At 60.5% G+C, this 22,019-nt stretch carries 15 protein-coding genes and 7 pseudogenes; 9 read left to right on the forward strand and 13 right to left on the reverse strand.

Annotation, left to right across the window (positions count from 1 at the left end):
- Positions 1-4: 4 nt before the first annotated feature.
- From ACW4PC_RS17105 to ACW4PC_RS17115, 3 genes and pseudogenes are all read right to left on the reverse strand, one after another.
- Positions 5-671 (reverse strand): annotated as a pseudogene (locus ACW4PC_RS17105) (S24 family peptidase).
- A gap of 108 nt (positions 672-779) precedes the next feature.
- A pseudogene (locus ACW4PC_RS17110) lies at positions 780-1,424 on the reverse strand (response regulator); the annotation flags it as partial.
- Positions 1,425-1,514: 90 nt separating this feature from the next.
- The gene (locus tag ACW4PC_RS17115) at positions 1,515-1,913 is read right to left on the reverse strand and encodes a hypothetical protein (protein ID WP_455874555.1); all 399 of its coding nucleotides are present in this window, start codon (positions 1,911-1,913) and stop codon (positions 1,515-1,517) included.
- Positions 1,914-2,031: 118 nt separating this feature from the next.
- On the opposite strand from ACW4PC_RS17115, the gene ACW4PC_RS17120 reads away from it, so the two are divergent.
- Both ACW4PC_RS17120 and ACW4PC_RS17125 read left to right on the forward strand, forming a co-directional pair.
- Complete coding sequence (locus ACW4PC_RS17120) at positions 2,032-2,385, forward strand: DUF952 domain-containing protein (protein ID WP_455874556.1); 354 nt, start codon at positions 2,032-2,034, stop codon at positions 2,383-2,385.
- Positions 2,382-3,470: a quinone-dependent dihydroorotate dehydrogenase gene (locus ACW4PC_RS17125; RefSeq protein WP_455874557.1), complete on the forward strand. Its 1,089-nt coding sequence runs from the start codon at positions 2,382-2,384 to the stop codon at positions 3,468-3,470. Before ACW4PC_RS17120 ends, ACW4PC_RS17125 begins: the two co-directional genes overlap by 4 nt.
- Before the next feature lie 80 nt (positions 3,471-3,550).
- Here ACW4PC_RS17125 and ACW4PC_RS17130 read toward each other — a convergent pair.
- The 7 genes and pseudogenes from ACW4PC_RS17130 to ACW4PC_RS17160 all read right to left on the reverse strand — a co-directional run.
- A pseudogene (locus ACW4PC_RS17130) lies at positions 3,551-3,904 on the reverse strand (MATE family efflux transporter); the annotation flags it as partial.
- A 146-nt stretch (positions 3,905-4,050) separates the two neighbouring features.
- Positions 4,051-4,266: an NAD(P)H-dependent oxidoreductase gene (locus ACW4PC_RS17135; RefSeq protein ID WP_455874558.1), complete on the reverse strand. Its 216-nt coding sequence runs from the start codon at positions 4,264-4,266 to the stop codon at positions 4,051-4,053.
- Positions 4,267-4,309: 43 nt separating this feature from the next.
- Positions 4,310-4,675, reverse strand: a complete 366-nt coding sequence (locus ACW4PC_RS17140) for a TetR/AcrR family transcriptional regulator C-terminal domain-containing protein (RefSeq protein WP_455874559.1) — start codon at positions 4,673-4,675, stop codon at positions 4,310-4,312.
- 16 nt (positions 4,676-4,691) lie between these two features.
- The gene (locus ACW4PC_RS17145; protein ID WP_455874560.1) at positions 4,692-4,982 is read right to left on the reverse strand and encodes a TetR/AcrR family transcriptional regulator; all 291 of its coding nucleotides are present in this window, start codon (positions 4,980-4,982) and stop codon (positions 4,692-4,694) included.
- A gap of 99 nt (positions 4,983-5,081) precedes the next feature.
- The gene (locus tag ACW4PC_RS17150; RefSeq protein WP_455874561.1) at positions 5,082-5,273 is read right to left on the reverse strand and encodes a hypothetical protein; all 192 of its coding nucleotides are present in this window, start codon (positions 5,271-5,273) and stop codon (positions 5,082-5,084) included.
- A gap of 938 nt (positions 5,274-6,211) precedes the next feature.
- Positions 6,212-6,733 carry a DUF2092 domain-containing protein gene (locus ACW4PC_RS17155; RefSeq protein ID WP_455875043.1) on the reverse strand — a complete coding sequence of 174 codons (522 nt, stop codon included), beginning with the start codon at positions 6,731-6,733 and terminating at the stop codon, positions 6,212-6,214.
- Positions 6,734-7,543: 810 nt separating this feature from the next.
- On the reverse strand, positions 7,544-8,125 hold the full coding sequence (locus ACW4PC_RS17160) for a TetR/AcrR family transcriptional regulator (protein ID WP_455874562.1): 582 nt from the start codon (positions 8,123-8,125) through the stop codon (positions 7,544-7,546).
- Positions 8,126-8,194: 69 nt separating this feature from the next.
- Here ACW4PC_RS17160 and ACW4PC_RS17165 point away from each other — a divergent pair, with 69 nt between their 5' ends.
- The 4 genes from ACW4PC_RS17165 to ACW4PC_RS17180 all read left to right on the forward strand — a co-directional run bounded on the left by ACW4PC_RS17165 (position 8,195) and on the right by ACW4PC_RS17180 (position 10,701).
- Complete coding sequence (locus tag ACW4PC_RS17165; RefSeq protein ID WP_022713633.1) at positions 8,195-8,644, forward strand: VOC family protein; 450 nt, start codon at positions 8,195-8,197, stop codon at positions 8,642-8,644.
- A gap of 132 nt (positions 8,645-8,776) precedes the next feature.
- Complete coding sequence (locus tag ACW4PC_RS17170) at positions 8,777-9,106, forward strand: cupin domain-containing protein (protein ID WP_455874563.1); 330 nt, start codon at positions 8,777-8,779, stop codon at positions 9,104-9,106.
- A gap of 892 nt (positions 9,107-9,998) precedes the next feature.
- A complete protein-coding gene (locus ACW4PC_RS17175) occupies positions 9,999-10,145 on the forward strand; it encodes a hypothetical protein (protein WP_455874564.1) in 147 nt (48 codons plus the stop codon).
- 70 nt (positions 10,146-10,215) lie between these two features.
- Positions 10,216-10,701: a hypothetical protein gene (locus ACW4PC_RS17180; protein ID WP_455874565.1), complete on the forward strand. Its 486-nt coding sequence runs from the start codon at positions 10,216-10,218 to the stop codon at positions 10,699-10,701.
- Between the two features lie 123 nt (positions 10,702-10,824).
- On the opposite strand, the pseudogene ACW4PC_RS17185 reads toward ACW4PC_RS17180, so the two are convergent.
- Positions 10,825-16,370, reverse strand: a pseudogene (locus ACW4PC_RS17185) (trifunctional serine/threonine-protein kinase/ATP-binding protein/sensor histidine kinase).
- An 810-nt stretch (positions 16,371-17,180) separates the two neighbouring features.
- On the opposite strand from ACW4PC_RS17185, the pseudogene ACW4PC_RS17190 reads away from it, so the two are divergent.
- Positions 17,181-17,591: pseudogene (locus ACW4PC_RS17190) on the forward strand (response regulator transcription factor); the annotation flags it as partial.
- A gap of 608 nt (positions 17,592-18,199) precedes the next feature.
- Here the strand turns inward: ACW4PC_RS17190 and ACW4PC_RS17195 are convergent.
- The gene (locus ACW4PC_RS17195) at positions 18,200-18,832 is read right to left on the reverse strand and encodes a response regulator transcription factor (RefSeq protein ID WP_455874566.1); all 633 of its coding nucleotides are present in this window, start codon (positions 18,830-18,832) and stop codon (positions 18,200-18,202) included.
- Between the two features lie 383 nt (positions 18,833-19,215).
- On the opposite strand from ACW4PC_RS17195, the gene ACW4PC_RS17200 reads away from it, so the two are divergent.
- Positions 19,216-19,374, forward strand: coding sequence for a hypothetical protein (locus ACW4PC_RS17200; RefSeq protein ID WP_455874567.1), 159 nt, complete (start codon positions 19,216-19,218; stop codon positions 19,372-19,374).
- Between the two features lie 486 nt (positions 19,375-19,860).
- Positions 19,861-20,257, forward strand: a pseudogene (locus ACW4PC_RS17205) (response regulator transcription factor).
- 141 nt (positions 20,258-20,398) lie between these two features.
- On the opposite strand, the pseudogene ACW4PC_RS17210 reads toward ACW4PC_RS17205, so the two are convergent.
- Positions 20,399-21,720: pseudogene (locus ACW4PC_RS17210) on the reverse strand (glucoamylase family protein).
- Positions 21,721-22,019 lie beyond the last annotated feature (299 nt).

A 22,019-nucleotide genomic window follows, 5' to 3' on the forward strand; every position in this document is an offset into this window, starting at 1 on the left:
TTTCCTATTGGCTGGCCCAGATAATGCGCGCGATCCAATCCACATCGGAAAGCTCGATCGTCCGGTTCGGATGTTCGGGATTGAGAGACATCAGTTCGATGGAACGCGGGCTGTGGCGCAGCAGCACCTTTGCCATCACCTCGCCCTCGCGCGTCTTGACGACGACGCGATCGTTGCGGCGCACCTGCGCGCCCGGCTCGACGATCAGCACGTCACCATCGCGATAAAGCGGCATCATGCTGTCGCCCTGCACTTCGAGCGCATAGACACCAGCCTTCTGCTGAGGGGGCGGCTGGAAATTCCACCACATCCCATCCCTGGCCTGCGGGGAAACCGCCGTCGTCGAAAAAGCCACCCGCACCGGCCTGTGCGAAGCCGAGCAGGGGAATGGAGCCTGCCTGCGGCGGGAACGTGCCGTCCGGCAGCGCGGACAAGCTGTTTGCCGGCCGCATGAAGCCCATGAACTGCTCCATGGTGGCGCCTGTCGCAACGAGTACCTTGGCAATCGATTCCGTCGAAGGCCAGCGCAGGCGGCCATCGGCAGATAGCCGCTTGGATTTGTTGAAGGAGGTGGGGTCGAGACCCGCCCGGCGCGCAAGACCAGACGGCGTCAGGTCATGCCGTTCGGCAAGCCTGTCGATCGCTGCCCAAATCTGCTCGTGTGACAGCATCTTGCCTGATCCTGCGCCCCGTGCCGCTCTCCAGTCGGCAGGAAGACTAACGCCAAGCTTTCTCAGAGTAAAGCAAAAAGAGGAATAAAATCCTGTCTTGGAGTCTAAGGCGACCATCGCCATGTTGATCTTGCCGAGCTGGATGACGGCCTGCGTGCGGCTGTCGACGTTGAGCTTCAGGAGGATGGCCGAGACATGCGCCTTGATCGTCGCTTCGGAAACGCCGAGTTCGTAGGCGATCTGTTTGTTGAGCAGACCTTCGCCGAGCATGGTGAGCACGCGGCTTTGCTGCGGCGTGAGCGTGTGCAGGCGGTGAATGAGATCGGCCACGTCCGGATCCTGTTCATGGCCGTCGCGATAATTCTCCGGCGTCGCAATATCGCCGGCAAGCACCGTCTGGATGCTGCTGCGGATATCTTCGATGCCGGACGATTTGGAAATGAAGCCGGAAGCGCCGAGTTCCAGCGCGCGACGGATCGTCGTCGCGTCGTCGGTTGCGGAAATGATGACGATCGGCAGGCTGGCGAATTCGGCACGCAGCGACATCAGCCCGGAAAAGCCGCTGACGCCCGGCATGGCAAGATCGAGCAGCATGATATCCGCGTCCGGATGATCGGTCGCGGCAGCACGCGCGGCCGAGAAATCGCCGGCTTCCACGATCGCATGCTGCCCCTCCATGCCGGTCACGGCCTGGCGCAGCGCATCCCGGAAAAGCGGATGGTCGTCCGCAATGATGATCGTCTGTTCCTGCATCGAAAACTCCCTCCCAAGAGCTCGATTTCATCCCCCTCATGTGCGAGGCTTCGCGCCGCACATGCCTTCGCTTCATATTACTACATCAAATCAGGTCTTCTGCGGAAGAGGCGCGGACTTTTCTTCCTCCTGGAATTGCTTCACCATGCCCATGAAGCTTTTCATCATTCGCTCCATGATGCTGATCGAGCGGTCGATCTCGGCATCGGTGGGCAGCGCCTTGTTGACGATGCTCTTGTTTTCGAGCGCAGTCACGCGGTCGGAAAGCCTGTCGAGTTCGTCGTCATAAGCTGCACGTTCGTCCGCCGCCATGCGGCATACCAGCGAACCGTCCTTTTCCTCGCAAAGCGCCATCGCGCCCGTATGCTTGTCGAGGCGGACGAAATGGTCGCCGCTGCGCTCGAGCTGGTAGCGCGCCGGGTCCGGCTCGGCGGCGAGCGCTGTCAGCGACAGAAGAATTGCGGCAATCCCGATTGCGATCGTCTTCATGATTGATCCTCCGGATTTCTGTTGCGGCTATCCTGTTTTTCATGGGGGAGCCGTGGACATCGCCGTTCCTTTCCGGCAAAGCGCTCACCTACAGCATCAGCCATTGCATGAGGCCATCATGAGCGTGACACCCGTCGTTTACAAGATCGTGACCGAGGCTCTCTGGCAAGAAGCCAGGCAAAGCGGCGTTTTTCGCGGCGCAGGCATCGACCTTAAGGACAATTTCATTCATCTCTCGACGGAAAAACAGGTGCGGCAGACCGTGGCGCTGTTTTTCGCAGGCCAGCCAGGCCTGCTGCTCATTGCCATTGATAGCGGCAAGCTCGGCGACAAGCTGATCTTCGAACCCTCCAGGGATGGCGATCTTTTCCCGCATCTTTATGCCGAACTGCCGCTTTCGGCAGTTATCTGGGAAAGGCCGTTGCCGCTCGATGATGCCGGACAGCATATCTTCCCGGAACTCCTGTCATGATTGGCGCCTTCAAGCACACTGCCCGCAAGGGGCTCTTCCTCTTCGATCCCGAAACGGCGCACGGCATGTCAATCGCCGCGCTTAAATCCGGCCTGGTTCCCGCCTGCCGTATTTCGCCTGATCCGCGGCTGGTGCAGACGGTCGCCGGCCTCACCTTCGAAAATCCGCTCGGCATGGCGGCCGGTTACGACAAGAATGCCGAAGTGCCGGAGGCCCTCTTGAAGCTCGGTTTCGGCTTTACCGAGATCGGCACGGTGACGCCCAAGCCGCAATCAGGCAATCCGCGCCCGCGCATCTTCCGTCTGGTGGACGACGAGGGGGTTATCAACCGCCTCGGCTTCAACAACGAGGGCCATGACGCCGCCTTCCGGCGTCTGTCGGCGATCCGCGGCCAGGGCATTATCGGCGTCAACATTGGCGCCAACAAGGACAGCGAAGACCGCATCGCCGACTATGTGGCCGGCATCCGCCGTTTCTATTCGGTGGCGCGCTATTTCACCGCCAACATCTCCTCGCCGAATACGCCGGGCCTGCGTGACCTGCAGGCACGTGAGAGCCTGGCCGCTCTTCTGTCCGCCGTAATTGCCGCCCGCGATGAAGAGGCCGAGACATCGGGCCGGAAAATCCCGGTCTTCCTCAAGATTGCGCCCGATCTCACCGAGGAGGGCATGGACGATATCGCCGCCGAAGCGCTCTCCCATGGGCTGGAGGGCCTGATCGTCTCGAACACGACGCTCGCCCGCGACGGTCTGAAGGATCAGCGGCAGGCGAAGGAAGCGGGCGGTCTTTCCGGCAAGCCGCTTTTTGACAAGTCGACCGCGGTTCTCGCGAAAATGCGCAAGCGTGTCGGCGCAGCGCTCCCGATCATCGGCGTCGGCGGCGTTTCCTCGGCGGAGACCGCACTGGAAAAGATCAGGGCGGGGGCCGATCTGGTGCAGCTTTATTCCGGCATGGTCTATGAGGGCCCGGGTCTTCCGGGCGAGATCGTACGCGGCCTTTCAAAGCTCCTCGACCGTGAGCAGGTCTCGTCGATCCGCCAACTGCGAGACACGCGCGCTGATCGCTGGGCCACCCAAAACGTCTGATAAGTCCGCCGCTTCGCCAGCATGGACCGGAAGAAGCCGCGGAAGAGCTGGAAGGCGTTCATCGACAGCCATGGCCCGCAAGTGCGGATCAGGATGTCAAGATTGAGCGCGAAGAGTTCCGCCAGCCGATGCTGCGAGAAGATTTCCGTGCGACTTGGCGATCGGCGGCGTTGAAGCTTCTGAGAACGGGGAAGAGGCCAGCCAGCGCACCGGCCGTCTCGCCCACCATCAGGCCCCAGGCCGCGCCGGCCGTTGATCAGCACCTGCAGAAAAAACCGGGTGCCGCCTTGCCAGCGCCCGAGCACCAAACCGAGGATCGCATAGTTCGCGAGAGCTGCAGGGGCGGCAAGGATCCGGATGGAGAAATAGATGCACGTCGGCTGCGCGACCGCCGATTCTGGCCAGATGAACTTGAGCCCGGCCGAAAGCGACAGGGATCAGCTTGCGATTGACGGCGACAGCTGCCTTGGGGCGAGGTGCTCGGATCCTTTTCCTTTCAGCTCTGCAAACTAGTCGCCGCCGTCACGGACGTACGGCTTGGATTTCCCAGTTATATTCGCCACCCGACGGCAATATGGAATTATGCTATCTTTAGGGTGGCAACCTGTGCCTCTGCCTTCGTCAGGGACGACTTTCGCTGATCGGAACTTATGTTGACCCCGTCGGCAGCGATGACCTCAGGATTGGCGATGCCGATGAAAGCCAGCACGCTCTTCAGATAACTCAGCGTGTGCTCGAAGTTCTCGGCTGGTGAGCCCGCGCGATCTCCGTCCTCCTGGGAGAACCGACCTCGCAAGTCGCACTGTTTTGTATGCACAAAATGCGCGCCTGCGAGGCATTTATTTCCCCTTCGATAGTGGGCGCCGATATCGCTGCAGAAACATCCGAATCGTCTCGTCAACGACCTCGTCGGCCGCGAAGGGTAGGCCTTCGCGACCGATCATCCAGGGCCACAGAGATATCTCGTTCAGCATCCCCATGAACTGGTGAGCCGCAAGCACCGGATTGCGGCAGTCCAGGATCTCCAGTGCAGTCAGATGGGCGAGGTAGCGCACAAGTCTCTCCGTCCGAGGCTCCATCACCGCGGCGAACTCCTCGGCGATCCAAGGAAACTGCCGGGAGTCGGCCACCACCATTCGAAGAAACCCGCAGTATTCCGGCTTCTTGTGAAACTCCGAAATCGTGCGCGCGACGACACGCAGCACGTCCTCGACGTCGCCGTCAGGTTCGATGCCGGACGGAAACGCACCCTCGAGCTGTCCCGATACCCTGAAGGAGCATCTCCCGGAAGATTTCCTCCTTTGTTTCGAACTGGTTGTAGAGCGTCCGCCGCGCTACGCCGGAGGCTTTAGCCAAGTCGTCCATGCTAACTGAACCGAACCCCCGGTCCAGAAATAGCCGCCCGGCCGCCTCGATGATCGCCTCCCTCGACCCGCCCTGCCGGGCTTTCGCGCCGACTTCGTTTGAACCAGTGTGAGTATCCATAGCAATCTCCTTGCACAATAAGTGCATTCACAATGTATTGCACGGTCTAGTGCATCTCAAGGGCCGGATGCGTGGCCGATCCGGCCCACCGAGCTGAACCTCTGCCGTCACCATTTCGAACAGGCTCTAGTTCCCGCCCGGCGCGCTGCTATGATCAGACGGCAAAGTTTCGCCCGTGACCGCGATATTTTCCGGAATCTTGTAAGCGATCCGCAGGTTGGCCGCGGCTGCCTGAAGCCAACCGACCGCACCTTCCATGGTCCATGCCGTGCCATCCGGCGGCAGGCTCTCAAACAGGCCCACCATCAGCAGATTCACAGACGGCGCGCTCCCGTTGCTGCCGCCCTGATTCGATCCGGCTTGCCGACCGCCAACGGATGCCTCGGAGCTGCCCTGATTATAAGCACCTGAAGAAGTCCCGCCGGAAGAACCCGAGGAGGTTGCGTAAGACGCACCGGACGACGTGCCGTCAGACGAACCCGAAGAGGACGAATTCGAGTAAGTTGAGCGAGAGGAGCCCGAAGACGTGCCGCCAGACGAACCTGGAGAGGACGAACTCGAGTAAGTTGAGGGAGAAGAACCCGTGTAAGAAGACCCCGACTGAGATCCGTAATCATATGTGTTTCCGGTACCGCTCGAAGCGATCGCGGCACCAGTGGTCACTCCGACCGCGTATCCGCCGAGGGCGTAGGCCGCGCGGCGATAGTATCCACGACCATAATGGTCTCCGTCTCCATAGTCTCCGCCGCCATAGTCTCCGCGGCTATAGATTCCACGGCCAAAGTATCCGTTGCCGTTACCAGAGACTTTGATATCGCCAGAACTGTTCACCGTGAGATTGCCTGAGTCCTTTGCGATGATATTGCCTCCGGTGTTGGCGAAGGTGCGGTTCGCATTGATGTTACCTCCGGAGTGCAGCGTTTTGCGGCTGATATTCCCGGGTAAACCATTCCCTCCGCGGCCAGCCCCTTCCGCCAATCGCCCCTTTGCGCCACCGACATTTGGCGCATGGGTGGGACGATTCACCGGCGGACGGTTGTGGGCGCTCACCGGCGGACGACCGTGGCTGGCCACCGGTGGACGGTGCGGGCGCTCCACCGGCGGGCGGTGCGGCCGCTCCATGGGCGGGCGCGGCGGCCCGCCCATCGGCGGACGCGGCAGGCCCCCCGGCGGCGGACCGAACTGGGCAAACGCGACGCCCGAAGTTGCCGCCGTTATCGCAAGAAGAGCGACGAAGGTTCGTTTGAGATGGTTCATCACTGGGTCCTCTTAGTTGCCGGCGCTGCGGCCGCAGTCAGCTCGATCTTTTTTGCACCGGCGGGCGGTTGAAAGGCGAATTCGGACTCGGATGGGCGGGCTTTGGTGTTCCAGCTGGTGAATTCCGCGATGAAACTGGGTTGGCCCGGGAGCAGCCGGTGGGTGACGGCGAGGCGACGTGGTGTGGCCGCGCTATTCTTCTCGACCCACAACTCCAGATCGATGCCAGACTTCTGATGGAAAAACAGATGCCGACATTCGACTCCGTCGACATTGGCCGTCCCGACCTGCCAGGCGGAGATAGCATCGCTCAACAGCAGTTTGTCCGGAGAGTCCACAAAGAAGCCGCCGAGCGGAAAATCAACGTTGATCTTGTCTACCACCTCATTGAGTGCCGACGGTATATCGCCGGATGCGGCAATCACCGCGTACTCTTTGCTGTCGGGGAAAAAGATTGAGGCCGCCTTGCCGTTGTAGAACAGATTGTGCTTGCCGTCGTCGCCGGCAACCTCGACGGCGATTTCGACTAGGCCGACGCACGACGATCTTCATCGTGTGGAAGACGTGAAGCGGCTGTCCGGATTCGCCCAGATAAACCCTGATGGTTCTCGCCGTAATCGACTGTTCCTTGGCCAGGAGCGTCTTTCCCATCTGCGAGACGGCGGTGGCTGCTTCATCGCTGATCGCCGGCTTGAACGGCGGATCCGGTTCAGCTGCTCGGGCTATCGGCACCGCAGCGAACCCTACAAAGACGCCGAACAAAGCGGCCCGACTGGCATTCCCAAAGATTATCGTCTTCAGCGCTGGCCACCGCGGCGACAGACCAGTCGGCGCACTGCCGGCGTGCCGCGCAGGTGACCGGGCCTTCAGGAAGGCCTCGTCTGGACCATTGCAAACTTTCATGCCCAATACCTTTCTACTACTATCGTTTGCACTACCAAGTGCACAATGTGCCTATACTGCACAGTGCAGTGCATTGCAATGGGAGTTTTGGTGGGCAAGCCGATCCGGCCCGGAAGCCAAGCCTCACGTCATTTCCTGCGGAAGGCACTTGAGGCCAAACTCTTTGCGACTGGAGGAGGTGCTTCAGCGGGCGCTGATGCCCGCGTCTTTCCAGGCCGGTCGCGCGTCCGAGTTCGAAGCGCTGTCGGGCATCCGGTGGGACGTCCGAATAACTATAGACGCGCCAGATCGGTCCGTGCGTAACGTGTCGAGAGGAGCCGCCCGACGCGGGCCTAGGCGCGAACCACGGAAATATTCCCGTTCTATGTTCGAAATCGATAATGTATCAACGGGAACATCGGCCGTCGGCCGTTAGCTCTTAGCCGTCGCTACGGGCTCGCTACAACTTTCAGCGCGATCGCGACGATGTTTTCGGCAAAGCTCGCGTCGAGTGGGCGATGTCCGACCAGCAGCCGGTAGAAAACAGGTCCGTACATCATATCGAGCAGCACCTCGAGGTTTTGCGGCAGCATAATTTCTCCTCGAGCGGCTGCCTCGATCAACAAGGCGCGACCCGCCTCGCGGCTCGAGAGAATGACCTGATTGCGGAAGGCCTTGGTGAATTCGCTTTCGGGGTCGGCGGCCGCGAGCGTCATGGCGATTTGGCGCCCTCTGGTGGTCGCAAAAGCCTGGATCAGCGATCGCATTTGCGCCGTCAGCGCCGATCGCAAATTTATGCCGTCTTCTTCGATGGCGCCCGAATCTCCGGACATCAGCGCAGCCATAGCGAGTTCGCAGGCATTCGCCCATTGCCTATAGATCGTCGGCTTGCCTACGCCGGACTTCGAGGCAACCGCCTCGACGGTGAGACGGCCGAATCCATCCTCGATCAGTATGTCGTGCGCGGCTTTCAGGATTCTCGCCCGGGCCAATTGGCTTGGCGGTCTTCCACGCCGTTTCGGTGGGCTCATGTGCTCTTGACTCAACTAATTATGAAACGTAACGTAACGTAATTATATGCCAGCGGCAAGGGGCCAGCCATGTCCACCTCGATCCAATCCCTGACGCCTTATCTCATCGTCAAGAATGCTCGGGAAGCGATTGCTTTCTATGGCCGCGCCTTCGGGGCCGAGGAGCTTTTCCGGCTGACCGACCCGCATGACGGTCGGATCGGCCACGCGGAGCTCAAGCTCGGCGAAAACACGGTCATGATCGCCGACGAGTATCCAGACTTCGGCGCACTGAGCCCCGATACGATCGGGGGCTCTCCCGTAACCTTCCACCTGGCAACTTTGACGGTCGACGCAAATCTTGCGCGGGCCGTCGGAGCGGGGGCCGTCGTTTTGCGTGCCGCCGCAGATCAGGCCTATGGCGAGCGCGTCGCCATGGTCGTCGATCCATTCGGTCACCGATGGATGCTCTCGCAGAAGATCGAAGTTGTGGCGCCTGAAGAAATGCAGCGCCGCTGGGACGAGGAGACCGGGGCGTGAACGCGGCCGACGGAAATCGAAGTGAAGGAGACGGCGGAGCGGGGGAAGGCAGTCCATCGCACCGCTGCTGTGACGTGATCCTTCTAGAGTTGGGAGAGGGGCGGCGCTACCGAGCTCGGCCCGCTCACGGGCGTGTTCAAGGCCGATGAAGCCGAGACGGGGGCCGCCTATTCCGTGTCCGAGTGGATTCTCGAGACTGGTCTGAAAGGTGTCGGCGGGCACAGCCATGCAGCAAATGACGAGGTTTTCTACGTGCTTGAAGGTGTGCCCGAAATCCTCGTCGGCGACTGCTGGCGGCGGTGCACACCGGGCACTTTCCTGCGAATACCGGCCGGCGTCGTCCACGATTTCCGAAACCCCGGAGAGACGACCGCCAGGCTGCTCAATCTTTTCATACCCGGTGGATTTGAACGCAATATGCCCGAGATCTCCGCTTGGTTCGCCGCTCAGGAACCGGTTTAGGGCGGCTGAAAAGGGACATCGCCCATTTCTCCTTTCGCGGGGCGACCATGCGGAACCTTCGCTTCAACTTCCTGCATGCGGCTTTAGATCCTGTGGCAGTTGGTCAGCGATTTCCTAAGTGCGCTGAGTGGGTCAACTGGTTCCACCAGGTGCATGGCGTGCCGTCGGCGATATTCCTGCCACAACAGCGTCAGCCACGTCCGGGTATTGCCTAGCTACTGCATGGTCGATATCGGCGTCATGGTCGTCGATCCCGGCCGGCGGCATCCAAACGCGAAGGAGCGGGGTGATGCTCGACTTTCTAGCGGAAACATCACGCGGGTTGCCGGCCTCGGATCAAGGACTTCTAAACCCCCGTATAAGTCATCCCCTCCTCTTCGCTACCCGATCCTTCCTCCCGATCAATATGCAGGTCGGGCAGCGTCCTGCTACGGTCAGGGTACATCCTCCCGCAGTGCCGCAAACAATGAAAGGGCGCTTCGGGACGTGGAGCTGCCCGGACAGATGGAGACGCTATTCGTAGCGGATCGAAGGGAAAGCTTCGAATCGAGGTGCGGATCATGAGCAAGCCAGCAGCTATTTTCTTTGCAGTCGTGATCGCTGCTCCGGCAGTGGCGCATGATGCGACGCCAACGGCGGCACAGCCGCACGGATGGACATATCCGTTTTCGTGCTGCAGCGGGATGGATTGCCGCGAGGTCCGCGATCAAGGGGTTCTCGAGGGCCCCCGCGGATATGTCATCAAGCTCACTGGGGAGCTCATAACGCCACTGGATACTCGCATCAAGAACAGTCCAGACGGGCAGTTTCACCAATGCACGGTGGCCGGCGAGCCCACGGGTCGCACCATTTGCCTGTTCGTTCCTCCGCGCTCCTTTTAAGGATTGTCACCATGACACAAGAACTCAACCGCATCGAAATCGATCTGGTCCCGTTGACGCTGTTTTCCCAGCGCATATCGGCAGGCTGGGGCGCTGGCGCCGGGCTCTCCGCTCCGGATGCCGGCGGATGGTCAATCAGGGCCAAATATTGCCTTTGAGGAAGGGCGCCAACTTTGAGCTAGGCGACCATACGCTTTGCCTATTCGTTCCGAACCAGGGAGCGTGATCATGACCGCGCCTTTGAGAATAACAGAAGCTCAGGAAACCTTCCTTGCTTATATGTCGTCATGGGGGCCGATCGGCACGGACATAGCCTTTAGCATCGAAGAGGCAGCTACGGACCTCGGCTACCGTCATCGCCGCTCGATCTATTACCTCTACTACCAGCTTCGCGACATGGGCTTGGCCCAGATGTTGAAGGGCGAAGGCTATAACGGCAAGACGGCGTTCCGATGCTATGCGAGGCCGGAAGACTGCGAAGTCGTCATTATCGCGCGCAAGGGCAGGGCGAAGGGATCAACCAATCCCGCTAAAGCCAGCAAACCCAAGAAGCTGAAGGCAAAAGCCCGCAAGGTCAAGGCTAAGCCCGCTCCCAAGCCATCGCGTCCAAAACTCATCTCATACGTTGGTTGCGCCGGCCAGCCGGAATGGAACCGGCATATGATCCGGCCTCATCTTCCGTTCATTTCGCCCGACAACAATGGCGCGTCATGAAGATGAATTCAGCTTCGGCCACGCCTCAGTCGGTCTTGCGGTGGAGAGGGGCCAGGCCGACGGCCTTCACTCTTCGCAGAGACCTGCACTAGCTGCGAGAGCTTCAGCCAGCCGTTCGCCCGATTAGTTTCCCAACATTGCCATTTCGTCGGCATGCTTTGCGCCAGCGGGCTCGTCTCGTTCGAGAGGCAGGGTGAACAGAAACACCGCCCCACGAGGTTTATTCGCGGTGGCCCATAGCTGGCCCCCATGAGCCTCGATGATCGAACGGCAGATCGCCAGGCCCATACCCATACCGGTGGATTTGGTCGTGTAGAAGGCCTCAAAAACGCGGTCCATACTTTGCGGGTCCAGGCCTGGACCCGAGTCGCGCACCCCGACGACCACGCCTCCTGAGGCCTCTGTCTCGGTGCTGATCAGCAACTCGCGCTCTTCCTCATTAATGCCGCTCATCGCCTCAACGGCGTTCATGATCAGGTTTAGGATCACCTGTTGTAGCTGGACGCGATCCCCTTCCACGGGCGGAAGGCTCGTCGCGAATTCGGTCTGCAGCGTCACGCCTTGCCGGAGCACTTCACTGCCGGTCAAGGCAATCACGTGACGAATGGCTTCATTGAGGTCGAACTGCCCCTTGCGAGGGGGCTCCTTCTTGACCAAGGCGCGGATCCGGCCAATGACATCGCCGGCCCGATTGGCGTTCTCGACGATCCGGCCGAGCGCCTGAGCCACCTCCTCCAGATTCGGCGGATAGGTTCCGAGCCAGCGCAAGGCCGCCTGGGCGTTGGTAAGCGACGCGGCGAGCGGCTGATTGACTTCATGGGCGATGGAGGCTGTGAGCTGCCCCATGGTGGCGACGCGGTTTGCGTGGGCCAGTTGCCCCTGCGCCTCGCGCAAGGCTTCCTCGCTCTCGCGTAACGCCTCTTCCGCCTGCCGGCGCTCCGTCAAATCGAGGACGAAAGAGACACCTTCGTTCCTGCTTCCTTCCAACAGTGCACCGCCGATCAACACGGGCAGACGGCTGCCATCTTTCCGAAAGTATTCCTTCTCGAACGGTTGGACTGCCCCGATCAGCTTCAGCTCTGCGATGGTCCGCGCGTCGCGGTCGCGCCATTCGGCCGGCGTCAGGTCCGTCCAGCATAGCCGACCCGAGGCGAGATCCTCCCGGTCGTATCCCACCATGCGGAGGAAGGCGTCGTTGGCCTCAAGAATGCGACCTTCGATATCCCAGATGACGATCCCGATGATGTTGGCCTTGACGAGGCGACGGATCTTGGCTTCGCGTTCAGCGAGATCGCGGTACAACCGGGTATTCTCCAGTGAGATCGCCGCCTGAGAGGCGAGCAGCTTCAGCACCGCGATCCGGGCCGGCGCGAAGACCCGAGGGGCGAGGTTGTTCTCAAGATAGAGTACTCCGGTCAGTTGGCCCTGGTTGAGCAACGGCACGCAGAGAATGGAACGAGCATGGTGCTGACAGATGTAGGGGTCCGCGGAAAATGGATTCTGAGCTATGGCGTCGCCGAGAACCACGCTTTCGTTTGTGCGCAAGACATAATGAAGGAGCGATTCCGGCAGCGTGAGCGCGGTGACGATCTCATCACGCAACTGCACCACGACCGTGTCGCCGCCGGTCGTGGCCTCCGCCGTGATCCGTGACTCACCGCCACGCGGCAGGATCAACAGGCCGCGCTCGGCCCCCGCCTGCTCAACGGCGGTGCGCAAGACCGTGTCGATCAGCTTTTGAAGGACAATCTCGCCCGAAACGGCTTGCGAGATCTTGATAACGGTTGCGAGATCGAGTTGCTCGATCGGTGCACCAATGGTGCTGGTTGGATCAGGAGCGCGTTCTTCCCCTCGCAGATCAGGATAAAGTTGGTCGAGTTGCCTCACCTTACCGTCGGCGCCCCAGCGCAGATAGCAGCCACGTGCGTTGCGGCGATAGAGACGAGTGAAGTCCTCGAAACCTCCCTGCGCATAAAAGCGGGCGGCGAGTTCATATGCGAGGGCTTCATGATGAATGAACCCGTTGGCACGCGCCGAGCGGATCGCTTGTTCGTAAAGCCGCACGGCGTCGATTTCGCGGCCCTCAAGGCGTGCTATCTCGGCGCCGACCAGCGCGGCTCGGTTCTCGAAGTTCTCAGGGCAATTCTTCGCATAGATCTGAAGCTGTCGGTGGTGGGCGACCAGGGCCTCCGTATGCCGCTCCCGCTGTTCAGCCACAGAAGAGTCGCAGCATGCGGCGCGGGCCAAGGCGGCGTAGAAATGATGTTCCGGCGTTTCTTCGAAATGCGACACCGATGTCCATGGTAGCCTCTGCGCCCGCAATGACGCATCGACGGCCGCCTCATAGTCGCCCGCAAAGAACCGCGCCTGGAGTTTTCTGACGAAGTAGCAGGTTTCCGCAAGAATCAAATTCGGATCGTCGGAAAACCGGCGTTCGATCTCAAGTTCGTCAAATCCGTCGTCGTCGAAGGAGCCGAATTTCCGGGTCAACCCGCGCAGCGTCCGGACGAGGCCGAGTTGCGCGCTGGCGAGGTCGATGACGAACTGGAACCGCACCTTCTGCGCAAACGCAAGGCCAATCTCCGCTTGGCGTTGCACTTCCGTAAGCGGATCTCCCGCCGCCAGCAGGTTCGAATTCAAACTGGCATAGCTGTATCCGGCAAACGTGAGGTCGCCGCTCTGGTTGGCAATTTCAAGCGCTCGCTGCAAGATGTCGCGGGCGGTTCTGACATGTTTCGTCCACGGTATGACGTGGGCCGCGAAGTCTTTTATGAGTCCTGGCTTGGAAGCGCTTCAGTTCGCGCTCTTCGACAAGTTGGCAGCCGAGCCGACCGAATCGAAATCCGGCCGCATAGTCGCCGAAGCGCGGTCCGGCAATATAGCCAAGCGACACATAATGGTAGCAGGAACCGTCGCTGTTGCCTCGCTCGAGGCTCAGATTAACAGCCAGGCAGATCGCCATGCATGCAAGATTCCGCATCGGTATGCCATACCGCCCCAACGAGCCGGGTGAGGATATCCAGCGTCGCGCAGGATGCCGGGTCGCTCATCAACGGCAGATCAATGAGCTCCTCGATTGCGCGGCTCCCCAGCTGCGCCCAGATCCGGCCGTATTCTCGTTGCACCTCCTCGTCGGCCGGATGCGGCGACCAGTCGATGCCGAGATGCTGCCTCAGGTAGTCAAGACCGACGGCGGCGGAGCGACTGGTCTGACCGAGCGCAGCATAGAGATCGATGCGCAGGCAGGCGACAGCAGCCTGGTCGTCGGAGCACACAGCACAATTGGAAAGCTGTGTTAACCGCTCCTCCGCGTCCGCCAGCGCGCCAATCAGGAACTCGCATTCGGCTCGGTTCAGCTCAAGCGCGAACGCCAGTTGGTGCTGGCGCGCCCAGGCGTCTTCCGGCAGCAGTGTCGTGCCGGCAACAAAATAGTTGAGCGCCGAGGCGTAGGCCGTCGAGGCCTTGGCGCGCCTGCCGGCCAGCAGATTGAACTTCGCCAGTTGCTCGCGCTCCTCAGCTGAGGTGATCAGTGCGGCCCCGCGATTAAGCTGGCTGACAATTTCGAAAACATAATCCTCAATCAGTTCCGGCGCGGTGTTCGCCGCAAGCAGTCTCCCTATGCGAAGGTGCAACTGGCCGCGCCGCTCCTCCGGGATCAGCGAATAGGCAGCTTCCTGAACGCGATCGTGGACGAACCGGTAGGCGCCTGCCAGACGCTCGAGCAGTTCATGAGCGACGGCAGGCCACAGGGCCTCGGGGACTTGCTCCTCCGGGGTTTCGAGGACGAGCGAAAGCATCGTGGTATCTGCGATGTTTCCGAGACAGGCGAACTGCTGCAACGCCTCCAGCGTTTCGGGCGGCAGGCGCGCGAGCTTGCCGACCATGAGGTGCGCGACGTTGTCGGTGTATCCCTTGGCGTGAATACGCTCGAGATCCCAGGACCAGCATGCCGCGTCATGATCGAAGGTGAGCATTCCCTCTTCGGCGAGCGAAAACAGGAACTGACGGACGAAGAACGGATTGCCGCCGGTCTTGTCGAGCATCATCTGTGCGAGCGGGGCTGCACGCTCGGGCTGACAGTGGAGCGCATCCGCAATCAACTGCCGGAGATAGTCTTGAGTAAGCGGCGCAAGCGTGATTTCCGCGACCTTGCCGCCGGCGGTCTTGATCGCGTCAAGCTTCCGCATCAAAGGATGGGCGGCGGTGACTTCGTTGTCGCGATAGGCACCGATCAGGATGAGCTGTTGCAGATCCGATCGGGTCAGCAGATCCTCCAGCAGGTCGAGTGTCGCCGCGTCGAGCCATTGGAGATCGTCGAGGAACAGCGCTAGCGGATGTTCGGGCCGGGCAAAGACGCTGATGAACCGCCGGAATATCAGCTGGAATCGCCGTTGCGCGTCCTGTGGCGGAAGTTCAGCGACCGGCGGCTGGTCGCCGATGATGAGCTTCAGTTCGGGGACGAGATCGACCATCAGCTGTCCGTTCGGCCCCAGCGTTTCGCTCAGCGCCTCGCGCCACGGTGCCAAATCGGCCTCGCTCTTGGCAAGGAGTCCCTTGAGGAGGCCCTGAAAGGCCTGCGCCAGGGTCGCATAAGGGATGTCGTGCTTGTACTGGTCGAATTTGCCGGACGCGAACAGCCCGCGCGGCGGCACCAGTACTTTGTGGAGTTCATTGACCACCGCCGACTTGCCGATGCCGGAATAGCCAGAGACGAGCACCAACTCCGGCGCCCCGCTCAACACCACGCGGTCGAAGGCAGCGAGCAAGGTCTCGACCTCGCGCTTTCGCCCGTATAGCTTCTCGGGAATCAGCACGCGGTCCGGGATATCGCGTTCGCCGAGCGGGAATGCATCAATCCGGCATTGCATTTCCCATTGGCTGAGACAGCGGCTCAGATCGTGCTCGACGCCGCCTGCCGTCTGGTATCGTTCCTCGGCCGTCTTGGCGAGCAGCTTCATGACGATGGCCGAGACCGCCGGTGAAACATCCGCCGCCCGCTCGTTGGGCGGCATCGGCTGCCGTGCAATGTGGCAATGCACCCATTCCATCGGGTCGGAAGCGGCGAAGGGCAGGCTCCCGGTCAGCATTTCGTAGAGGGTCACGCCGAGCGCATAAAGGTCGCTGCGGGAATCGATCGAGCGGTTCATGCGCCCGGTCTGCTCGGGGGCCATATAGGCAAGCGTTCCGGCGACCACTTCGGGCGGCTCAGGCGCCTGCCGTTCGCGGGAGAGACGCGAGGCGATACCGAAGCCGGTGAGCCGCACCTCGGCGCCCGCGTCCGTTACCAGGATGTTGGCCGGTTTGATGTCCTTGTGGACGAGGCCGCGCTGGTGGGCCTTGCCGAGCGCAGCGGCGATGCCGATCGCGAGGCGCAGGAAAAGCTCCGTTTCCATTGCCGTTCCGAGCCGCCGGGCGAGCGGCTCGCCGCCCGGATCTTCAAGCACCAGCATGGTCCGGCCGCCTTCACGCACCAACTCAAGCGGTCGCACCGCCCATGCGCTATCGAGCTCATCCTTCAATCCATATTCATGGTCGAGGCGTTCGAGGCTTGAAAGTGTCGGGTGCTCGAGGGCAGGAAGCACGACCAGTACCGGGTTCCACTTGCCGTCGGCGCCCCTGCGCCGTTCCCGGTGGAACACGCGATCACCATCCTCCCAGAAAACCTCCAAACTGCTATCTCCACCAACGCCGAAGAAAGAGGATGTGCTTACTTGCCGACTTCGTCACCTCGCCTGTCTCATTTGGCACTGCCACTCTCGTTTCGGAGATCCGTCCAATCACATTGGCCAAAGCGAGCACATATGATGAACCGTAATCACTTCCCTGCCTTCTTACCACATCTCGCCTGTTCGTCCCAGCGGATCAGCCGAGCGGCGACCACTCGCCCCTTCGATGCATGGTCCGCCTCTGCTGACGAAAGACCGCCCAGCGACGGCCGGATGGACGGGCGGATCGTGGAACCGCAGAGCTTCGGAGCCTGGAGCCGGCGAAGCTTGTTGGTAGCAGGGGGAAATTCGCTACCTGCCTGTCGTGAGGCAACGACTAGAGACTAGCGATTAAAAAGACGACGGAAAACTATACGGCGGTTTCTCCTTGCGATACTTTGGAATACCAGCATCGAGCCCATCCGCGAACGTGCTCAGCGCGAGACATGTTCATCGATCGGCAATTACCACCGTCGCTCCAGGCGCGTTAGCCAGCTGAAGCAGGCACCGTCAACAACCATCGGCTATTGAAAACTATCCAAGCGTATAATGTCCTCTCCAGCCGCCTTGTCTTAGACTCGAAGCGATCCTGAAACAGGGAGCGGTCATGATGGTATCCTCATACTTTGTCCCCGAGGCGTCCTCGGCATCCAGCACCAGGAAAGCCAGTGTGTTGGTCGCGGATCCGGAAATCGACGTTTTTTCCCCGCTTGTTGCACGTCTCCTTTCTGAGGGACTGACGGTTCGGACTGGCCACGCAGCGTTGCCGGAGCCAAGGCGCAGCTTGAAAGCGACGTGCCCGATTTCGCACTGATTGAACTCAAATACGTTGACGGCAATGGTTTTGAGATCGTCGAAGCGTTGGCAAAACTGGGCACTACACGCGTCGTGGTCCAAAGTAGCTACTGCAACATCAGTACGGCGGTCCGTGCCGTCAGAGAGGGAGCCAGTGACGTTTTGCCGAAGCCGATGGAGGTCGATGTCGTGCTGGCCGTGCTGCTCGGACGAAATCTCGATTCCGCGCCGATACCCGATACGATTTCGCGCCCCGAGGCCGTTCGCATCGAGCATATTAAGAGAATTTACACCATGTGCGGGGCGAACGTATCGCGCACTGCGCGCACGCTTTGTATGCATCGAAGAAGCCTCCAACGCATCATGGCGCGGGATTCCTTCTCACTATAGACACCGTGAGTTCGCTGCCACCCCATTACGGCGTCTCGCATGATCGAGACGCCGCAGACAAAGATCGCGTTCGTCGTCAGCACGGAGGCCCGACCGCCTAGAACAAATCCAGGAAAAGTGTGGATCGGTCCGGAATTTGCATAAAATCAAAAAGATAGTGCAGCCGTGGCGACTCCATTTTGGCCGAAGCTGCACTAGCGATGGCGCTCCGGCACCTTTGCGCTCATGCGGACCTCGTTGGTGAGCTCATATCCCATCCGGCCGCCCGTACCTTTTGACGAGGATTGGTCCCCCGAATCGCACGGCATTCTCCCCCGGCACAGAGCACTTGTTAACCATGACCCCGGCAGCCCCACATGCCGTGGTGCGATCTTATAGACAAATCCATTCGGTCGGTCTTGAGAGCGCGACCTTGTCTGCCATGCGAGAGATCCAAAAAGAAGCCTCCCGGGGGTTGGGAGGCTCAAGGCGGGCCGATCGGGGGCGATACGGCCTGGGAGGAGGAAGGAACCCGCATCATAGAGGAGGGCTCCCGCCCGGGCTATTGGTCACCAGGAAGGATCGATTATCAATGAGGAGGGGGTGACCTATACGCGCGGCCAAGACCTTTATGAGTGCGTTTGCGGCTTTCCCGGCGCGAACATCAGCTTGTCAGCCATACGCGCGAGTTCGGGCAGGGACCTGGTACCCATCTTCTGCATGACCTGGCTGCGATGAACCTTTACGGTAATCTCGCTCACGCCTAGATCGCCGGCAATCTGCTTGTTGAGCCGTCCGGCCACGACCAAAGCCATCACCTCGCGCTCGCGCGGGGTCAGGCTATCGAAACGCGCGCGCACCGTCGCCAATGCCTTTTCATTTTCAAGCCACACGCGGTCGCGCGCCAGGCCGACGTGAACGGCGTCGAGCAAATCCTGGTCTCGGAACGGTTTCGTCAGGAACTCGACCGCGCCCCCCTTCATCGCCTGGACAGACATGGGAATGTCGCCGTGCCCGGTGATGAAGACGATCGGCAGCTGAATATTTTCTCGTGACAGCTCGAGCTGAAAATCAAGACCGCTTTGTCCCGGAAGCCGGACATCGAGCACGAGACAGGTCGGTCCGTCGGGTCGTCCAGACCTGAGGAAGTCGTCCACAGAGGCGAGGAGTTTCACGTCAAAACCGACGGAACGCAGCAGACTGCCAAGCGCGTCGCGGATCGCCGGATCATCATCGATGACAATGATGGTTGCCTCGGTCATCGCCAGCGCCCCCCAAGGTCAACCGAAGCGTTGGGACGTGCAGGATCTGCACCCACTGCAGCAACAGCGGGCAAAGCCCAACCAGCAGAGCGCCAATGACGCGATGAGAACACTCCTCCTCTCTCCTTCGTCGATGCCGAAACGGAGTTTTTTCGCACACCAGAATGCGCGCTAATAACTTCGGCCACAAGGCTAAATGCGGGCTGCCCACGAGAGCGCTTGCGCGTCCTGCAATCTGCCATAGCGTGCCGATGCGCTCCATGGCCGGCGTCTGCCTCACGAGGGACGGGTGCCGCAAGTGTGAGCGGCGCGAGGCAGCCAAACCAAGCATTAGCGACGCTGTGCCGAGTGATGCTCGCTCCTGCACGGGCAGCCAAGCGGGGATGAAACGGATCTTCGAGCATCGATGCGACCCTCTCGCCGGCACAGTCTACGCCCGGACCATCGCCGCCGTCTGCCCGCTCATCGAGACGACGACGCGGGCCCACGACAAGCCGGCGTTCAGGCTTGCGACCACGCTCCTTGACGGCCAGCAGGTCTGAGCGAAATCATCGCCTGGGAACGCCCCTTCGGCCGGCTGGTCGCGGTCAATCGGAAGCTCAGGCGGCCTCACCGGCGCGATCAGGGCCCCTTCGGCCGGGCGATTGAGTTGGACCAGGCGCCGCACGTGGCCAAGCCGCAGCCAAAGCTCCTGGTGGCCGCGCCGCTGTGCGGCCATTTCGCCACCCTTCCGCGCGAACAGTCGAGACCTTCCTCGCACCGACCTATTCTGCATCGGCCGACCAGCCCGACGCGCGCCTGGTGCCGCTTTCGCAGGGCGCGTCGATCTCAAAATTACATCGACTGTCTCATCCCCATGAGCGGGCGCTCCTGAGCAGATGCCGCACTCGTTGCCGCAAGCCTCACACAATCTATACGATCGTATAGCTTGCGATGGCTTCGTCGCCGTTAGATACTAAATCCATCCATTCAAGCGCGCCACAACGCCAATTCGGTAAGACGCCGATCGGCGAAGTCGGGAGGCGGCAGTGCCAACCAAGAAACCTCTGATTGCGATCGTCGACGACGACGAGTCGATGCGCGAGGCTATCAAGGGGCTCATGAGGTCGATGGGATTTGACGCCGAGACCTTTTCATCCGCGGATGATTTCTTGAAGATTCCCCCATATGCGCCGCACGGCCTGCCTGGTGACGGACATCAATATGCCCGGAATGAGCGGGCTCGATCTGCACCGCCGGCTCGTCGCGCTGGGCAAGAGCATTCCGACTGTCTTGATCACCGCCTTTCCGGAAAAGAATGTGCGCGCGTCTGCGTTGGGCGCAGACATCATCGGCTGCCTGACAAAACCGTTTGGCGAACAGGTTTTGCTTGATTGCATCCGTTCTGCGCTGGCTCTCAGTAGCGAGGGCGAAAGCGGTTCATGAGGTCGCAAAGACCTCTCCTAGGCAAAGCGGGCTGCACCTCCACTTCAATCCGGGGTTCAACGGCTTCGACGTAACCACAACCTCTGGGTCCGATTTGCCGCAGTAGGCGAGGCAAACTCAAGGGATCGGAGCGCATCCAATCTAAAGCCATCCCCCTGAAAATCCCGCGCGACGCAATCCGATTACCAGAGGCTTGCATCGACGCATGATGTTCCAGAGCAAACCGGTTCGGTAGTTTTCGATCATCAGCACCACCGGGCCTTGGTCAATGCCAAAGTGATAGGGGCTCACCCACCATCCGGTCGGACTGTTTTCCACGGCATAGGTCTGGTTGAACGACGGTTTGAAACCGTAAAGGCGCGTCATGCCGAGCTTCATTCGCGCAAAGTTGAGGACTGTCGGCACGACGATCTCCGGCGCGAACGGCAGCGAGGCGACAACGACCCATGGCGCGACGGTGCCATCGTCAGGTCCGAAGGGCGCGCCACGGGCGATGTAGTCGAAGAACTCCCGGTCGACGCCATTGATCGCCTGCTTACCCCAACCTGGTCCGTCGCAGGCGGTAAACCCCCAACAATATTCCCCGTAACCCGCAAAACGCATCGGGTTGCGAATTGCATATTCCTGCTGCACGAATGATGCCTGCCGGCTGTTTTCAAAGTAGTCGCTGTGGTGCTGGCGCATGAACTCGTCACGAATGCCTCGAAAGTCTACCCACATGTGCGACAACTGGTGGGTGAAAAAGCGGCCCCGAATAAAGCAATTCGCGACCATAGATGTTTCTCCATTCATAGCTCGCGGTGTAGGCGGCGTAACTCTCCGGAGGCAGTGGATGGGTTGGCGATCCCAACCCGAGAATGTACAGCAGCAGACCTTCATCGTAACCGCGCCAACGATAGGGAATAAACCCGCTTTCCGGGTGCCAGCCATGCGTCAAAGTGGGGCCGCCATCGCAAGCCCACATCCAGTCGGCTCGCTCGTAAAGCGCCGTCGCAAGCTGGCGGATGTCTGCCTCATCGGCCGTATCGCCATCAAAATAGGTCGCTGCGGTCAGGGCTCCGGCGAACAGGAAAGCCGAATCGATGGTGGACAATTCGCATTGCCGGGCCCGGCGGCCCGTTTCGATGTCCAGAAAATGATAAAAAAAGCCCATGTACCCGGATGCATCGGGCTGTGGCCCCTGCGGGCATTCCATCAAAAACCGCATTCGCTTGCGGGTGATCTTTGCAGCTAATTCGCGGATGATTACCCCGCGCTCGACAACAACGGGGATTGTCGCCAGAGCCATGCCAATTGCCGCGATGCTTGCTGGGGCATTCGGTTCGGTTTTGTCGCGAACCAGACCGTTGTCCGGGTTCGTGCATTGGAGATAGTAAAGCAAAGGTGGTGAATTGCAGCCGCCCCAGATCCTGGTCGGTTGGCAAACGGTCGAAGGCGCGGTCGGTCGACATGATTTCGGGCATGATTGCTAACCAACTATGACGCGGATGTCGTGCGTGCCCCCGTCTTCACTAAGCCGCACATTTCTGTCCGCCATCGGTCCTTCGTCCAGTATGACGGCGCCCACTCCTCGACCGATCCCCCCTGAGTTATCGAACCGATACGGTACGTCGCCAATCCGCCTTTGCGTCAATAAAGCTGCTAGGTTGGCCGACTTGCGGGAACTCAAGGTCCCCAATGCCTCGGCTCGTCGACAAGCGCTGGCGCGGATCGGCCGAAATCGTTGCAAATGACTTCAGAACAGGGAGGAAAAACCAGCCGA

Source organism: Rhizobium yanglingense, from assembly GCF_977109285.1.

Coding starts and splice junctions, on each gene's coding strand:
- ACW4PC_RS17145 (WP_455874560.1), bottom strand. CDS start 4,982: ATGCACTTATTGTGCAAGGAGATTGCTATGGATACTCACACTGGTTCA.
- ACW4PC_RS17175 (WP_455874564.1), top strand. CDS start 9,999: ATGACACAAGAACTCAACCGCATCGAAATCGATCTGGTCCCGTTGACG.
- ACW4PC_RS17115 (WP_455874555.1), bottom strand. CDS start 1,913: ATGAAGACGATCGCAATCGGGATTGCCGCAATTCTTCTGTCGCTGACA.
- ACW4PC_RS17200 (WP_455874567.1), top strand. CDS start 19,216: ATGAAACGGATCTTCGAGCATCGATGCGACCCTCTCGCCGGCACAGTC.
- ACW4PC_RS17125 (WP_455874557.1), top strand. CDS start 2,382: ATGATTGGCGCCTTCAAGCACACTGCCCGCAAGGGGCTCTTCCTCTTC.
- ACW4PC_RS17180 (WP_455874565.1), top strand. CDS start 10,216: ATGACCGCGCCTTTGAGAATAACAGAAGCTCAGGAAACCTTCCTTGCT.
- ACW4PC_RS17195 (WP_455874566.1), bottom strand. CDS start 18,832: ATGACCGAGGCAACCATCATTGTCATCGATGATGATCCGGCGATCCGC.
- ACW4PC_RS17120 (WP_455874556.1), top strand. CDS start 2,032: ATGAGCGTGACACCCGTCGTTTACAAGATCGTGACCGAGGCTCTCTGG.
- ACW4PC_RS17160 (WP_455874562.1), bottom strand. CDS start 8,125: ATGAGCCCACCGAAACGGCGTGGAAGACCGCCAAGCCAATTGGCCCGG.
- ACW4PC_RS17165 (WP_022713633.1), top strand. CDS start 8,195: ATGTCCACCTCGATCCAATCCCTGACGCCTTATCTCATCGTCAAGAAT.